The following is a 16524-nucleotide window of genomic DNA, read 5'->3' on the forward strand; positions in this document are numbered from 1 at the left end:
ATCCCGCCAGCACAGCAGATGGAGGAATTTCCTGTGACTCAATTTAAGACAGTTTTGTTTGGTGCTTTGGCCGCTGGCATGACCGCTGGCATGGCTTCCGCACAAACCGAGATCAACTGGTGGCACGCCATGGGCGGCACCAACGGCGAGCGCGTGGACAAGATTGCGGCGGATTTCAACGCCAGCCAGTCCGAGTACAAAATCGTACCGTCCTACAAAGGCAACTACACCGAAACCATGACCGCTGCTGTGGCGGCGTTCCGCGCCAAAGAGCACCCGCATCTGGTGCAGGTGTTTGAAGTGGGCACCGCAACCATGATGGCCGCCAAAGGCGCGATTTATCCGGTTGAGAAGATGATGGCGGACGCCGGTGAGCCTTTTGACAAAGGCGACTACCTGCCAGCGGTGATTTCCTACTACCAGACCCCAGAGGGCGAACTGCTGTCCATGCCGTTCAACAGCTCCACCCCGGTTCTGTGGTACAACGCGGACGCGCTGAAGGCGGCTGGTGTTGACGCGCCAAAGACCTGGGATGATGTGAAATCCGTTTCCCAAGCGCTGGTCGACAACGGTATGGACTGCGGCATCAGCTTTGGTTGGCAGTCCTGGGTGATGCTGGAGAACTATTCCTCCTGGCACGACAAAGAAATGGGCACCAAAGAGAACGGTTTTGCCGGTTTCGACACCGAGTTCACCTTCAACAAAAACGACAAGCTGGCCGCGCGTCTGGACGACGTGGCAGCGATGTCTGAAGGCAACCTGTTCAAATATGGCGGTCGTCGCGGTGACTCCCTGCCGATGTTCACCAACGGTGAGTGCGGCATGTGGATGAACTCTTCCGCATACTATGGCTCCATCAAATCTCAGGCTGAGTTTGAATTTGGTCAGACCATGCTGCCGCTGGACACCGCAGCTGCGGATGCGCCACAGAACTCCATCATTGGTGGCGCAACCCTGTGGGCGCTGGCCGGTCATGAATCTGAGGAATACAAAGGTCTGGCGAAGTTCATGACTTACCTGTCTTCCCCAGAAGTGCAGGCGTGGTGGCACCAGGAAACTGGCTACGTGCCAATCACCACTGCGGCTTGGGAACTGTCCAAGGACCAGGGTTTCTATGACAGCAACCCAGGCACCGACACAGCGATCAAACAGCTGAGCCTGAACACCCCAACCGCCAACTCCCGCGGCATCCGCTTTGGTAACTTCGTGCAGGTGCGCGACGTGATCAACGAAGAGATGGAAGCGCTGTGGGCTGGTGACAAATCCGCTCAGGAAGCATTGGACGCCGCCGCTGAGCGTGGCAACGCCCTGCTGCGCAAGTTTGAGCGTTCCGCCAAATAAGTGAACCTCCCCTGCGCCCGGCGGACCATTGGTGTTTGCCGGGCGTGTTTCTGTCTAAACGACCCACCCTGACTTGAGGGCCGCATGCTCAAACGCGTCCACTTTCCCACATCTGTCTTGCCCTACCTGCTGGTGGCGCCACAGATTATAATCACGCTGATCTTCTTTATCTGGCCTGCGAGCCAGGCGGTGTATCAGTCTTTCCTAATCGAAGACGCCTTTGGTCTGTCCACCGAGTTTGTGTGGTTTGAAAACTTCCAGATCTTGTTCGAAGACGAGCTCTACCTAGAGACCTTCTGGCGCACGATCGTGTTTTCGGCCGCTGTGGCGGTTCTGTCGATGGGCTCGGCCCTGATCCTGGCGGCCTTTGCCGACCGTGTGGTGCGCGGCGCAACCACCTACCGCACGCTGATGATCTGGCCCTATGCGGTGGCGCCGGTGCTGGCCGGTGCGCTTTGGGTGTTCATGTTCAACCCGACGTTGGGCATCTTCCCATATATCCTTGAATTCATTGGCATCGACTGGAACCATTACCTGAATGGCACCCATGCGATGCTGCTGGTGATCTTTGCCGCCGCGTGGAAGCAGATTGCCTATAACTTCCTGTTCTATCTCGCCGCGATGCAGTCGATCCCGCGCTCTTTGATTGAAGCGGCGGCGATTGATGGGGCAGGGCCGGTGCGCCGGTTCTGGGACCACATCTTCCCGCTGATCTCGCCCACGACCTTCTTCCTGTTGGTGATCAACGCGGTTTACGCCTTCTTTGACACCTTCGGCATCATCCATGCGGTGACCCAGGGTGGTCCGGCCAACAGCACAACGATCCTTGTCTACAAGGTGTTTAACGACGGCTTTGTTGGGCTCGACCTTGGCGGGTCGGCGGCGCAGTCGGTGATCCTGATGATCCTCGTGATCGCAATGACGGTGGTTCAGTTCCGCTATGTCGAAAGAAAGGTGGAATACTGATGGTTGAAAATCGTCGTATCCTTGGGATCATTTCCCACATCGTGCTGATCCTTGGCGTGATCATGGTGGCTTTGCCGATCTGGATCACCTTTGTCGCCAGCACCCATGACGCGGTGCGGATGACGCAGGCGCCGATCCCGATGCTGCCTGGCTCGCATTTCATTGAAAACTTCAAACAGACGCTGTTTGGCGCTGGGCTGTCGGGGTCAGAAGGCGCTCCGGTGTGGCGGATGCTACTCAACTCGCTGGCGATGGCCCTGATGATTGCTTTTGGCAAAATTGCGATTTCGCTGCTCTCGGCCTTTGCGATTGTCTACTTCAAGTTCCCGTTCCGCATGGGGTTCTTCTGGATGATCTTCATCACCCTGATGTTGCCGGTGGAAGTGCGGATTTTACCAACCTTTGAGGTGGTGGCGAACCTAGGCATGCTCAACAGCTATTGGGGCCTGTCGATCCCGCTGATCGCCTCGGCCACGGCCACATTTATGTTCCGGCAGGTGTTCTTGACCATTCCCGATGAGATGCTGGAAAGCGCGCGCATTGATGGAGCTGGCCCGCTGCGGTTCTTCTGGGACATCCTGATCCCGCTCAGCCGGACCAATATCGCCGCGCTGTTTGTGATCCTCTTCATCTACGGCTGGAACCAGTACCTCTGGCCGCTCTTGATCACCACCGACACCGACATGACCACCATTGTGATGAGCATCAAACAGATGCTGGAAGCGGCAGAGCAATCGCCGCAGTGGAACATCATCATGATGACCGCGCTTTTGGCGATGATCCCGCCGGTGTTTGTGGTTGTTGGCATGCAAAGGCTCTTTGTGCAGGGCCTCACTGAAACTGATAAATAACGGGGATCCTGAGAATGGCATCCATTACACTCAAAGACCTTGTCAAAACCTATAGCGATGTCGAAGTCCTGCACCATGTCGAAGGCGAGATCCAGGATGGCGAGTTGATCGTCATCGTCGGCCCGTCGGGCTGCGGTAAGTCCACGCTCTTGCGCATGGTTGCGGGGCTTGAGACCGTGACCTCTGGCGAGATCAGCATTGGTGACACGGTGGTCAACACGCTGGAGCCAGCCGACCGCGACATTGCGATGGTGTTCCAGAACTACGCGCTTTATCCGCATATGTCGGTGCGCGAGAACATGGCCTATGGACTGAAGATCCGCAAAATCTCCAAAGAGGAAATTGAACGCCGTGTGCAAGAGGCGGCGGAGATTTTGGAGATTGGCCAGTACCTTGACCGAAAGCCGCGCCAGCTGTCCGGTGGTCAGCGTCAGCGTGTGGCCATGGGGCGTGCGATTGTGCGCAATCCACAGGTGTTCCTGTTTGATGAGCCGCTGTCCAACCTCGATGCCAAGCTGCGGGTGCAGATGCGTCTGGAAATCCGCAAGCTGCAGCAGCGTTTGGGCGTGACCTCGATTTACGTGACCCACGATCAGGTTGAGGCGATGACGTTGGGCGACCGGTTGATGGTGCTGAATGGCGGCTATGTCGAGCAATTTGGCACGCCGATTGAGCTCTATGACCGCCCGGCCACCGTGTTTGTGGCGGGCTTCATTGGCAGCCCGTCGATGAACTTCCTGCCGGTGGATGCGCAGGGCGGCACTCTGGTGCTGGGTAATGGCGCAACATTGGCGGGCGGTGCGCAGGCCAGTGGCAAGGTCACGCTGGGCGTGCGTCCGGAGCATCTGGTGCAGGATGATGCAGGGGCGATCCGCATTGTTGTGCAGATGGTCGAGCAATTGGGCGCCAACACATTGGTGCACGGGGTTCTGGAAGGCTCCGAGACCGACGTTGTGGCGAGCGTTCCGGGGCATGTCACGAGTGATGCGGGCACGGTGATGCGCTTTTCTGCTGCGGCCGAAGACCTGCACCTGTTTGACGCAACCACAGGCAAGCGGATCGACGCATGACGCAGTTTCCCCAGTTAAACGGTTTTCGCGGTGCGCCCGGATTGGTCCGGCTGGTCGGGCATCGCGGCGCGCGGGGCGTGATGCCGGAGAACACACTTGAGGGGTTTGAGTTCACGGTGAAGTCCGGCGTTGTGGCGCTGGAGTTTGACGTGGTGCTGACGCAGGACGCGGTGCCGGTGGTGACGCACAATCATCACCTGTTAAACGCGGCCACGCGTGGGGCGGATGGCAAGTGGTTGCAAGGCGCAGAATTGAAGGTGTCTGAGCTGCCGCTGGCGCAGTTGCAGAGCTATGACGTTGGGGGCCTTGATGGACGCACGGTCTATGGCCAGCGTTTTCCGGATCAGGTGTTTATGTCCAACGTCCGGGTGCCAACCTTGGGCGATCTGCTGGATATGGCGCTGAAACCGCAGGGTGCAGATATGCTGTTCCTGTTGGAGATGAAGTCGGATCCGGAGACGGCGCATATGCCTGAGGTGACCGAGAGATTGGTCGCTGAGGCTGTGAAAGCGGTGCGAGACCGTGGGTTAGAGCAGCGCACGGTGTTGCATAGTTTTGACTGGAATCTACTTGAGGTGTGCGGGCGTATTGCGCCGGATATGCCGCGGTCGTTTTTGACAATCATGCCGAAGAATGCCGATGACCCAGGTGAGGATTCCTCAAAGTCGGTGGCGCCGGATTTTGCCAAGCTAGGTATGCCCGTGCCGCAGGCGGTTGTCGAAGCCGGTGGGCAAATGTGGTGCCCGCATTATTTGGATGTGACGACGGAGGCGGTGGCGCAAGCGCATGCGCTGGGCCTGTTGGTGTCGACCTGGACCGTGAACGAGGTCGACGACCTGCATCGTATGATTGATGCAGGGGTCGACGGCATTGTCACGGATTACCCGGGCCGGGCGCAGCGGGTGCTCTTGGAACGCGGGCTGGTTTGGGACGAAGACGTTACCCGCATGGTGGCGGAGTAATCTGCCACCACTTGCTGGTGTGGGCCGGTCTTGGCCGGTAAGGTGCCGGTTTGTGACCGTCGGAGATCTCGCAATGCGGGCATTTTGTTGGACAATGCCTACATTGGGATTGGCAGCGGGTACCTTCACGCTCGGTCGTGCGGGGTGCGGACGTAGCGTAAGCGGCCCAATAAGAAGAAGTGGACTTAGACACATAACATGCTCCTTTTCCTGATTAATATTGCAGGCGCAGCGGCGCTTTTGATTTGGGCGGTGCGTTTGGTGCGCACGGGAATGGAGCGGGCCTTTGCGGTGCAGCTCAGGTTGTGGTTGCGGCGGTCAGCGAAGAACCGTGGATTGGCGGCCAGCGCGGGGCTGGTGGTGTCGATGCTGCTGCAAAGCTCGACGGCCGTGGCGATGTTGGTGTCCAATTTTGCAGCCAATGGCTCAGTGTCGGTGTCCGTTGGGCTGGCGATTATTCTTGGGGCGGATGTGGGCTCAGCATTGGTGGCGCAGGTGCTGTTGGTGCGGCAGACCTGGTTGATCCCGTTGTTGCTGGTGCTTGGTGTCGGGCTATTTTTGCGGGGCCAGCAGCGGCGCGTACGGCAGACGGGGCGGATCCTGATTGGTCTGGCGCTGATTTTTGTGTCGCTGGACATGCTGCGGGCGGCCACGGCGCCGGTGATGGAAAGCGAAGCGGCGTTGCGGATGTTGTCCTATTTGGGGGCGGACTTGTTTGCAGCCTTTGTGATTGGCGCGGTGTTTGCCTGGATGGTGCATTCCAGCGTGGCGGCGGTGCTGTTGTTTGTGACCTTGGTGGCGCAGGGCGCGTTGCCAACCGAGGCGGCGATGACGATGGTTTTGGGTGCCAACCTTGGCGGCGCGATGATTGCCTACGTGCTGACATTGGCCGCAGAGCCCGAGGCACGACGGATTGTGGTGGCCAACCTGGGCCTGCGGGGCGGTGGCGCGGTGCTGGTGCTTTTAGGGCTGCGGTTTGTGGAGGTGGATTTAACGTGGCTGGGAAGTTCGGCCGCGACGCAGACCATCAACCTGCATCTGGTGTTTAACTCGGTGCTCTGTGTGCTGGCGCTGCCGTTTGTGGACTTGTTTGCCAAAATCGCTGGCCGGTTTGTAGCCGCGCCGGTGGCGGATGAGGCGGCGATTGCTTCCGCTCTGGACCCAAGTGCGCTGGATACGCCGGCCCGCGCTCTGGCCAATGCCTCGCGTGAGATGATGCGTATGGGCGAACGGGTGGAAACCATGTTGATCGCCGGGCAACGGTTGTTTGACACCTGGAGTGATGCCAGCGCCGAGGCGATCCGGGCCAACGATGCGGCGGTGCGCAAAACCCATCAGGAGATCAAGCTCTATCTGGCGGAATTGAACCGGCATGAGTTGGACAAGGCGACCGTAAAGGGCGCGATGGAGCTGTCTTTGCTGGCCTCCAACCTTGAGGCGGCGTCTGATGTATTGGCGCGCAATCTGGTAGAGCTGGCGCGGCGGATGGATTTGGAAGGGTTAAACTTCTCCAGTGCGGGGCGGCAGGAGATTTGTGATTTTCATGACCGGGTGCTGGCCAACGTGCAACTGGCGTTGAGCGTGATGATGGCGGGGCAGCCGGATGACGCCCGTGAGCTGGTGGCGCAGAAGGAAAAGGTGCGTGGCGTGGAGCAGAAGCTGCAACGCAAGCATCTAAAGCGCCTGCATGAAGGGCTTTCCGAAAGCATCGAGACCAGCAATATCCATCAGGAGACATTGCGGGTGCTGAAGCAGGTGAACACGTCCTTTGCCATGGTGGGGTATCCGATCCTGGCAGAGACCGGCGATTTGCTGTCGAGCCGCCTGTCGCCCGCGGAGAGTTGAGCGCACTCGGGCTGGACACGGGCGGCGCTGCTTTTTAAGCAGGGGCATGGAGTTTTGGTTTTTCAAAACGGTGGGCATTAGCAACCCGGTCTGATCTTTCGGGCAGGGAGTTTGTGTCGTTTTCCAAATCCATTCTGACTGGGGAGGCCCCATGTCTCTGCACTTTTCGAAGTTTCACCTTGTTTGCGGCTATGCCGCCTCCGGCAAATCCACTTTGGCACAACAGTTGGCGCGGGATCATGGCGCGATTGTGCTGTCTGAGGACCAATGGCTGTCGGCATTGTTTGAGGAGGAATTGCATTCCTTGGCTGACTACGTCCGGTGCACTGCGCGGTTGCGGCGGGCTTTGGGGCCGCATGTGATGGCCTTGTTGCAAGCGAAACAGGCTGTGGTGATGGATTTCGCCGCCAATACAGTTGAGGCGCGCGCCTGGTTGGTTGGGCTGGCGCAAGAGGCTAGCGTGACACCTACGTTGCATTTTCTGGATGTGCCGCAGGAGGTCTGTTGGCGGCGGGCACAGGCGCGCAATCAGGCGGGCAGCCATGAATTTCAGCTGTCCAAAGACCAATTTGATAAACTGGCTTCCCATTTTGAGCGACCAGATGAGGTCGAAGGGTTTGATCTGGTCTTGCTCCAATCCGACCAAGTTTAGCCGATTGACCGCGACGTTACGGCTTTTTGTAACTGTTGCGAGATGCAAAATGCTGGGCCATAGTCCGCGCGACGACGCCTAGAATGGGCGAAACAAGAGTCGCAACTGTGGTTTTTTGGCTGCGTTTTGAACATCTTCAAGGCGCAATTCTCCTGTGTCTTTGAGAGATGTTGGGGTGAGTCGCCAAGATTCTGCCAACAAGAAAAAGACGGAACAGAGGAGAGGTTAGGGGCAGATTGTCTCCGGTCGCAAGGCGGCCAGATTGGTTGCATACCTGATATTACCGGGAGTTGTGCTTTTTTTTTAAGGTGCGCCCGAGGGTGGCGAGATGCGCGAATCTACGACTTAGGTAGAAAAACGCAGCCTCAGCGAATGTTAACCTTTTGGAGGCTTTACTTTCCGCGAAAGCGGAGCCGTAGCCTGAACACCCAAATGAAAGACACTTCCACCGTATTCAGCCCGATTGCGCGGCCTTCAGCACAGGAGTCTTACCTGCGTACGCGGCGTAAGCTTTTGCTGTCGTACGCGGACGAACGCGTGAGCCGGCTGTCTGTGCGACTGGTGCTCTACACCTTGGGGTGCTCGATTGGCTACTATGCGGTGGATTTTCTTCCTGCTTTGTTGAGTTATATCATTCTCCTAACGGGCGATGCGATTGATTGCCTTGTCTTGCGCACAGTTGTGCGACGGGAAGCACTGGTCGGCAGTTTGAAGCGGGGGCAGAGATGGGCCACGAGCACCAGCGCCTTACAAGGGCTTACGGTGGTGGCCGGGGTGTCGGTTTACTATTTCAAACTTGGGGACACCGCCAATATCCTGTTTGTGATTGGTGCTTTGGGACTAGGGGCGGTCAACGCAGCCATTGTCTTGCCCAAGAATCCTGCGGCGGCGTTCACGCGACTGACTTTCTATATCATGGCCCCCTTTTTATATGTGGGGCTTCAGGCGCTCTGGTCGAATAGCTGGACGCCTTTTGTCATGATGGATGTGGCAGGCACCATGCTGGTGTTCTGCATGTTGTATATGTTCCTCGCTTTTACCAAATCGGGATTGAGCAACTTCCGAATTACGCAGGATTTGGAACGTCAAAAGGCCGAGATGAAGGCCATGTATGCCCGCATGGACAGAGATCGGACAGAGTTGCAACAGCTGTCTCTGGTGGCGCGCAATGCTAATGACAGTGTGATCATTACGGATCGTGAAAGGCGGATTGTCTGGGTCAACGACGCCTTCACACGGGTGACAGGATTTTCCTTTGCAGAGGCCAAGGGTACCATCATTGCCGACTTGTTGACCGGTGCGGATCAGGCGCTCAAGGCGATCAACACCATTGATCTGGCGGTCGAGGCCGGGCAGCCGTTTCGCGGCGAAGTGCAGAATGTGACCCGTGATGGGCGCAAGATCTGGCTGGATGTAAATCTGTTTCCGATCCGGGGCGCGGATGGTGAGCCGGAGTTCTTTGTGTCCATCGAGCGGGACGTCACCGAGAGCCGCAAACTGGCCGTCCAGATGGGGCAAGCACGTCAGGCGGCGGAAGAAGGTGCACGGGCCAAGGCGGAGTTTCTCGCCAATATGAGCCATGAAATCCGCACGCCTCTGACCGGCGTGATTGGTATGGCGGACTTGTTGTCAGAGACCAATCTGGACGAGGAACAGGGACGCTACACGGATACAATCCGCGGCTCTTCTCAAGCGTTGATGGCGATCATCAATGATATTCTAGACCTGTCCAAACTGGATGCGGGCCGGATGGAGTTGCATCCGGTGAGTTTTGCGCCACGTACCTGTGTGCAGGAAACACTGGATCTGTTGACCCCGGCCGCCCGCAGCAAGAGGCTGGAGCTCTGCTTTGAAATGGAAGGCAATGCGCCGGAGTTTGTCAAAGCTGACGACGGGCGCCTTCGGCAAGTGATTACAAACATTGTAGGCAATGCGATTAAGTTCACCGAAGAGGGCGGCGTGTATCTGAAATTGAGTCATGAGGCCGATTCTCAGGGCAGCCGACTGGTGTGTGAAGTGGCTGACACCGGGATAGGTATCTCTGAGGAAAATCAGGCCCACATTTTCGACCACTTCACGCAAGCTGAGGCAGCCACAACTCGTAAATTTGGCGGGACGGGGCTGGGGTTGTCGATTTCCAAACACATTCTGGATGTGATGGGCGGATCGATTTCCGTGGAGTCTAAAGAGGGCGCTGGTGCCACATTCCGCATGGCGTTTCCTTATGAAGAGGCGGAGCGCCCGGCGGAACTGCCGGGAGGCGGAGACGAAGCGCCTAAGACGCTTGCGGCGGGGCTACGGGTGCTGGTAGCGGAGGACAACAAGACCAACCGGTTCCTGTTGAAGAAATATCTGGCGGACCAACCCATTGAGCTGGCCTTTGCCAAGGACGGCGTTGAAGCGGTGGAGCAGGTGCAGAGTTTTGCGCCTGATCTGGTGTTTATGGACATGTCGATGCCGCGCATGAGCGGGATTGAGGCAACCCATGCCATTCGTGAGCTGAACATCGTGCAGCCGTCCATTGTGGCTCTCACTGCGCACGCGTTTGACGAGGAAATGCAGCCCTGTCTTGATGCGGGGATGGACGACTTCCTGACCAAGCCTATTCGCAAGGCGGTGTTGCTTGAATGGATGCTGCGCTTTCAGGCGCAACTGTTGGATGAAGGTACTGCCAAGTCCGATGTGCCTCCGATTGAAGGGGCTGCGTAAGGCGTGAGCGACTTAAAAATAAGGGGTTCAACCCTAGGTCGGCACAATCAAAAATCTTTCAAAAATTGAAACTGTTTTGCCCAAAACCGCCACGAATTTCTTGCCGGTGAATTAACGCACGCCCTTTAGATCGAGCCTCCAAACTGTTTCTGGAGCCTTGGTCATGGCCACAACCTTTGATGTATTCTACCTCGGAACCTTCGCGGAGCTTGATCCGGTTGAAGGCAACAATACGTCCGAAAATGCGTACGACCTGGTGGGGCAAACACTGGGCAGCGCGGCTGATCCACTGTCCGGCAATGTGGTCAGCATGAGCCAGTACGGGTCCAACAGCGGGTACTACTACATCAACAACAATGCTGGAAATCACCAGTTCCAGATTGAAGGTGGCGCGGCGGTGACGTTTGACGGGTTGGTCGATTACAATGCGACGATCACCTACACCGATGGCACCACGGCCAATATCACGGCGGTGGTGTTTCAAGCCACGGATGGGCAGACATTCCTGGCGCCGGAATACACCAACAACTCAGACCAAAGTGCGCTTGAGGCAAAAGCGATCCAGTCGCTGACTTTGAACGGTGTTTACAAAGCGGGGGACAACCTGACCGCCAGCCGGGCGGACGGGGATTACGTTGTGACGGACGGGGAGGTCGACGGCTCCGAGGCCGGCGAAGACATGCGCACGGGCTATACGGATGCGGAAGGCGATCAGGTCACGGATGATGGCAATGTGATCGATGCTGCGGGTGGGAATGATACGATCTATGCCGGTGAAGGCAGCGATACACTTGAGGCTGGCGAGGGAGATGACTTTCTTGTCGCCGGCGGCGGTGATGATGTTGTCGACATGGGCGCGGGGGCGGACGTGGCCTCGGGTGGCATGGGCGATGACAGCCTGTCTGGCGCTGCGGGCAATGACACGTTGCAGGGCGAAAGCGGATCGGACACGGTGCTTGGCGGCGCTGGTAATGACTGGATCAGTGCCTCCGATGGCTTTGACGTGGTGTCCGGCGGGGCTGGCGATGACATTATCTATGCCGGGTCGGATGCGGATACTGTGTCCGGCGGTGATGGGCGGGACACCATCTATGCAGAATCCGGGGACGACTTGGTAGAAGGTGGCGGCGGCGGCGACTTCATTTCTGCCGGTATCGGCAATGACACGATTTACGGGGATGCCGACAGCAACACCGAGTGGCAGATCCATGCGAGCTGGAACGCCTATTACCTCGGCACAGCGGGCGACTTGGATGGGGATGAAAGCGCTGGCTACACCAACAATGCGGCGAGCATTCTTGGCAGCTATGGCGCGGCTGCCGATCCTTTGTCGGGGCACATTGTGCGTGTGGATATCAACGACCTTGATGGCGACGGTGGGGTTGATGAAAACGACGAGATGGCTGTTGGCGCCACTTCCGAAATGTCGATTGATGGCGTGCAGCAGGTGATGGATTCCAACGCCAGCTACAATGCGACCGTGACGTTTGAGGATGGTTCAACCGGCTCGTTTACAGCGGTTGTGTTTCAGACTGTTGATGGCAAATTCTTCCTCGCACCGGAATACACCAACAATGCCGACATGGAGCTTTTGTCCAGCAAGCCGATCCAGGCGATCTCGTTGGACAGTGTCTATTCGGACAACAACTATCTGGTGGCGGATCGCTGGGACGACATTGATCCGGAAGCGGGCGGAGATGACACCATTTATGCCGACAATGGCGATGACGTGGTCTTTGGCGAAGCGGGCAATGACACGATCTTCGGCGGCGGGGGCAGCGACACGCTGGATGGCGGCGCAGGTGACGACAAGCTGCTGGGGGGCAGTGGCGACGATGTGTTTGTGGTCAGCGGTGGCAATGACACCATTGGCGATTTCAACACCGGCAACACCGGCGCGCTCAACGATGGCGACAGTAGCAACAACGATTTTGTTGACCTGAGCGGGCACTATGACTCCATGCATGAGCTGCATGCGGATATGGCGGATGATGGTGTGCTCAACCAGTCCAACACGCTGGATGCCAAGGGCAATGCGGTGGACTATTCCGATAACACGCAGTTTGGCGATGGCAGTCTGAGTTTCATCGGTGATGTGCAGCTGACGGCGGACAACACCGGCGTGGTGTGCTTCACCACCGGCACGATGATCCTGACGCCGCAGGGTGAGCGCCCGATCGAGAGCCTGAAGCCGGGCGATATGGTCACCACGATGGACAACGGGCCGCAACCGATTGTGTGGATTGGCAGCACATCCCTGTCGGGCCATCAGTTGCGCGCACAGCCGAAGTTGCGGCCAATTCATATCAACGCCGGTGTGCTAGGGGCGGACCGTCCGCTGTTGGTGTCACCGCAGCATGGCGTGCTTTTGCCGGGCAGCGATATTCTTGTGCGGGCGACCCATTTGCATCGCTTTGTCAGTGGCACACGGGTGGCGCTGGGCAAGCAGGAGTTGACTTACTTCCACTTGATGTTTGAGCGCCATCAGATTGTGTTTTCCAACGGCAGCCCCAGCGAAAGCCTGTATCCGGGGCCGATGGCGTTGCAGGCGATGAACGCGGAGGCGCGGGCTGAAATCGACACGCTGTTTCCCGGGGTGTTGGGTATGTCAGTTCGGAACAAGGTGGCGCAGCTTTATGGCGACACGGCCCGCGAGGTGCTGCGCAAGCCCGGCCAGGACGTGGCGTGAGCTAACGCAAATGCAAAACGGGCGGTCTTAGGAAAAGGCCGCCCGCTTTGTGTGATTGCCGAGAAGGCTTTAGAGTAGAAAGCCGTCGTTGGCGAACTCACCAAAAGTGGTGTTCTCAATTACTAGCGTGTCGCCGTTATCAGCGGTCAGCACAAGATCGTTGCCAGAGTGTCGCCAAAGCGCAATGTACCCGTCTCCGTTGGTGTCCCGGAACCCAACAAACCAGACCGTGTCAATATCATCCTCAAAGTCTCTGATGGTGTCATTGCCATCGCCGTAGCTAAAAATGAAACTATCTGAACCAGCGCCGCCATCGAGGCGGTCATTTCCAGTGCCGCCAGTTAGTACATCGTTGCCATTTCCGCCCAATAGGCTGTCGTTGCCCGAGCCACCATCGAGCGTGTCGTTGCTGCTGCCGCCGTCAAGGCGGTCGTGGCCAGAGCCGCCATTGAGTTTATCGTTTCCGCCGCGGCCGTAGAGCCGGTCGTTGCCACCAAAACTATTCAGCGTGTTGGCCCCGTCGGTGCCATACATTCTGTCAGCCCCGGTGCGAGACCCAGAGGCGCCTTCAAAGTTACGGATTGTGTCGTTTTCGCCTAAGGAACCAGAGACGGTGTTGGCTCTCAGATCGATGACAATGCCGTTTTTGCCGTCTATGTAGCTGATGTAATCCCATCCCGAGCCGCCATCGAAGCTCTCCTTGCCGCCTGCGGCTTTCACAAAATCGTTGCCAGAGCCAAGATCGACAGTGTCGTCGCCTTTGCCCGCGTAGACTTTGTCATTGCCGCTGCCGGAATAGATCTTGTCATTGCCGCCGTAGGTTTTGATCTTATTGGCACCTGAGGTGCCGTAGATTGTATCATGCCCAGTTTTGGAACCGGAGACGTTTTCAAAGCCACTGATTACGTCGTTGTTGGCCCAGGAGCCAGACACGTCATTGGTGGACAGATTTACCGTCACACCGCCGGTGCTGTCGTAGTAGCTGAGATAGTCGTTGCCGTTGCCGCCGTAGAACTCTTCTTTGCCGCCCCCCGCTTTTACGTAATCGTTGCCATCGCCGAGATAGACTTTGTCCGAGCCTTTGCCGGCGTAGACTTTGTCATTGCCGCCATAGGTCTTGATGGTGTTGGCGCCAGAGGTGCCGTGAATGCGGTCATGCCCGGTGCGGGAGCCGGACACGCTTTCAAAGCCACTGATGGTGTCGTTGCTGGCCCAAGAACCAGACGCCTCGTTGGTGGCGAGGTTGATCGTCACCCCGTTTTTACTGTCATAGTAGCTGATGTAATCCTTGCCAGCACCGCCGTGGAATTCTTCACGACCGCCACCACCCACGCGGACGTAGTCATTGCCGTCTCCCAGGTACACGACGTCGTTGCCCTTGCGGGCGTATACCCTGTCGTTGCCATCCGCGGCATGGATCGTGTCGTCGCGGCTGGTGCCAGTTATGATTTCATCGGTATCGTCGCCGAAGATTTCGCCTGCAGCGGTAACCTTTGCGGTGTAAGAACCTAGATGGGTCAGATTCAATTCGTCTTCACCATATCCCCACCGATGTTCCACAGACACGTAGTAGGTTGCGGTCTCGGAGATGGTGAGTTCAATCCTGCTCAATGAGGAGGCGCTGGTGCGGGCAATGACATTGCCGTCGGCGTCCAGAATCGACAGGGGGATGTAGTCCAGGCCGTCGCGGTCTCCACCAGGTGTCACATCGATAGAGTAAGTCTCGCCGGCGGTCAGGGTCACGGCAAACATATCGACATCATAGCGATAGTCGATGCTGCCGGAGAACTCGGTGCCCACCTCAGCGGCGGTTGCCTCGGCAATTGTCCCACCAAAGTCGTCAAAGATCTCATTCACAGTGAAGGTGTAGTCTACCGGCTCGTTGATTGACCAAGAAAAGTGATCCGCGCGGATGTAATATGTGTCGGTCACATCTGCCAGCAGCGGCACATTTGCCCCTTCTGTCTCATACCACTCTTCTTGGGTATAGGTGTCGGTGTCCGCATTATAGCTGTAACGGTACAGGTCGATCTGGAATGTATAGTAGTTCAGGATCGTGTGGCCGGAATCATCCGTATAGTCAAAGTTGAACTCATAGATCTTGCCGGCCTCCAAGGTGACCGCAAACATATCGTAATCACGCTCTTCAAACGTGCTGGTGACGGTTTCGCCCACAGTGATTGAGCGTGCAGTTGCAGGGGTGTTGCCAATGTCAGCGGGCGCGGTCAGGGGGCTGAACGTGATGTTTTCAAGAGTCATGGGGAGCCTGGATCAGTTATGTTCTTTGAAAGTGTTTTTTAGCACCGTTTTCGCGGGCAACTTTGTGTTGGAGAGTTTTTGTCATTTCAATCATCTCAAAGATGATCTTTGCGACGGCCGATTGCAAGGTTAATAAATGGTTAACGACGCGGCAAAGGAGAAAGATTCCCGCACCAAGCGCCCATATCATGCTCTAGGTTATTGGCCGCCGGTACAAAAACAATCGTTCTGTGGGAGCAAGGCCAACCAAGTATCAACAATCAACTTGAACCAGTCGGTTGAGGTTGTTCACTAACGCGATGGTTGTTGATGCCAGTATCGTTCAGCTTTTCGGGATTTTTCTCGAGCAAGGATTGAAAGTAGCGCTTAACCAGATTGCGAAAGTCGTCGTGACGAAGTCTTGCCAAGTCTTCTCTTCCCTGAATGTGCAGACCGCAGCATGTTAGATATCGGGCGTGGGTTTCAGCTCGATTGTGGCAGTGAGTCTTTGGAGAGATACGAACCGTAGTATTTTCTTCTTAAAAGGTCTGGGAATGGGCCACCTGAAGTAACAGACGCCATGGCGAGACCGAGACAGTTAGGAGTGCAAGTTCATTGGACAAGGTACCACTTTGTGTCACTCCCAAAGGTCTAATGTGTAAGACGCCGATATGGAAACAAATGGAGGCGTGTACCGGATTGTAAGTTGGTTCAGTTTTTGCGCTGAAAATAAGGGATTTTGTCGGGTTCTATAGTCCTTGATATAGTCCGTTCTGCAGGCCAAAAAAACAGCCCAAGACCCCACCAATTGCTTCTAGGATGGCACGCCATCTTCTGGCAGGTGATCGAACCAATACTCTACGGCTTCATCCAGAAGCGCCCCCAATGGCATGTGAGATATCGACTTCACCTCTTGAAGCTTGTCGTATGTGGACTTCTTGACTGATCTGATAGTGATTTGCTTGCGCTCATTCATGTGCATTACCTCTAAGGTTATTTAGCACTTCCTGCATTTGGTCAGATCATTTGTGAAGAAGAAAACTGCCAAGAAACTTTTTTGAATTTCCACCTGATCGTGGCGGCCTCATCGCACTACCTACTCCACTGAGAAACGCAATGCACACGCATGGCATGGTTGGAGGTGGTGCCGTTGGCACAGAAAATGCTCACTACAAATTGCATTGAGTTTGGCGATGGCGCC

At 56.6% G+C, this 16524-nt stretch carries 11 protein-coding genes; 9 read left to right on the forward strand and 2 right to left on the reverse strand.

The window, feature by feature from the left end; all coding sequences use genetic code 11:
- The first annotated feature begins 33 nt into the window (after window positions 1–33).
- The 9 genes from ugpB (at window position 34) to MK208_RS09715 (ending at window position 13085) form a co-directional block, all read left to right on the forward strand.
- The gene (gene ugpB / locus MK208_RS09675; RefSeq protein ID WP_294116233.1) at window positions 34–1341 is read left to right on the forward strand and encodes a sn-glycerol-3-phosphate ABC transporter substrate-binding protein UgpB; all 1308 of its coding nucleotides are present in this window, start codon (window positions 34–36) and stop codon (window positions 1339–1341) included.
- An 84-nt stretch (window positions 1342–1425) separates the two neighbouring features.
- Entirely contained in the window at window positions 1426–2307 is an 882-nt protein-coding gene (gene ugpA / locus MK208_RS09680) for a sn-glycerol-3-phosphate ABC transporter permease UgpA (RefSeq protein ID WP_294116234.1), read from the forward strand.
- Window positions 2307–3158 carry a sn-glycerol-3-phosphate ABC transporter permease UgpE gene (gene ugpE / locus MK208_RS09685; protein WP_294116235.1) on the forward strand — a complete coding sequence of 284 codons (852 nt, stop codon included), beginning with the start codon at window positions 2307–2309 and terminating at the stop codon, window positions 3156–3158. Before ugpA ends, ugpE begins: the two co-directional genes overlap by 1 nt.
- 14 nt (window positions 3159–3172) lie before the next feature.
- The gene (locus MK208_RS09690; protein ID WP_294116236.1) at window positions 3173–4228 is read left to right on the forward strand and encodes a sn-glycerol-3-phosphate import ATP-binding protein UgpC; all 1056 of its coding nucleotides are present in this window, start codon (window positions 3173–3175) and stop codon (window positions 4226–4228) included.
- The gene (locus MK208_RS09695; RefSeq protein WP_294116237.1) at window positions 4225–5190 is read left to right on the forward strand and encodes a glycerophosphodiester phosphodiesterase family protein; all 966 of its coding nucleotides are present in this window, start codon (window positions 4225–4227) and stop codon (window positions 5188–5190) included. The genes MK208_RS09690 and MK208_RS09695 overlap by 4 nt, the downstream gene beginning before the upstream one ends.
- A 198-nt stretch (window positions 5191–5388) precedes the next feature.
- A complete protein-coding gene (locus MK208_RS09700; protein ID WP_294116238.1) occupies window positions 5389–7035 on the forward strand; it encodes a Na/Pi cotransporter family protein in 1647 nt (548 codons plus the stop codon).
- A 151-nt stretch (window positions 7036–7186) separates the two neighbouring features.
- A complete protein-coding gene (locus tag MK208_RS09705; protein ID WP_294116240.1) occupies window positions 7187–7687 on the forward strand; it encodes an ATP-binding protein in 501 nt (166 codons plus the stop codon).
- Between the two features lie 432 nt (window positions 7688–8119).
- The gene (locus tag MK208_RS09710) at window positions 8120–10396 is read left to right on the forward strand and encodes an ATP-binding protein (RefSeq protein ID WP_294116241.1); all 2277 of its coding nucleotides are present in this window, start codon (window positions 8120–8122) and stop codon (window positions 10394–10396) included.
- Window positions 10397–10559: 163 nt separating this feature from the next.
- Complete coding sequence (locus MK208_RS09715) at window positions 10560–13085, forward strand: Hint domain-containing protein (protein WP_294116242.1); 2526 nt, start codon at window positions 10560–10562, stop codon at window positions 13083–13085.
- Window positions 13086–13154: 69 nt separating this feature from the next.
- On the opposite strand, the gene MK208_RS09720 is transcribed toward MK208_RS09715, so the two are convergent.
- Both MK208_RS09720 and MK208_RS09725 read right to left on the reverse strand, forming a co-directional pair.
- On the reverse strand, window positions 13155–15344 hold the full coding sequence (locus tag MK208_RS09720; RefSeq protein ID WP_294116243.1) for a calcium-binding protein: 2190 nt from the start codon (window positions 15342–15344) through the stop codon (window positions 13155–13157).
- Window positions 15345–16137: 793 nt separating this feature from the next.
- Window positions 16138–16299, reverse strand: a complete 162-nt coding sequence (locus tag MK208_RS09725; protein ID WP_294116244.1) for a hypothetical protein — start codon at window positions 16297–16299, stop codon at window positions 16138–16140.
- Window positions 16300–16524: the final 225 nt, after the last annotated feature.

The sequence above is a fragment of the Shimia sp. genome (assembly GCF_022448905.1).
GTDB lineage: Bacteria > Pseudomonadota > Alphaproteobacteria > Rhodobacterales > Rhodobacteraceae > Shimia.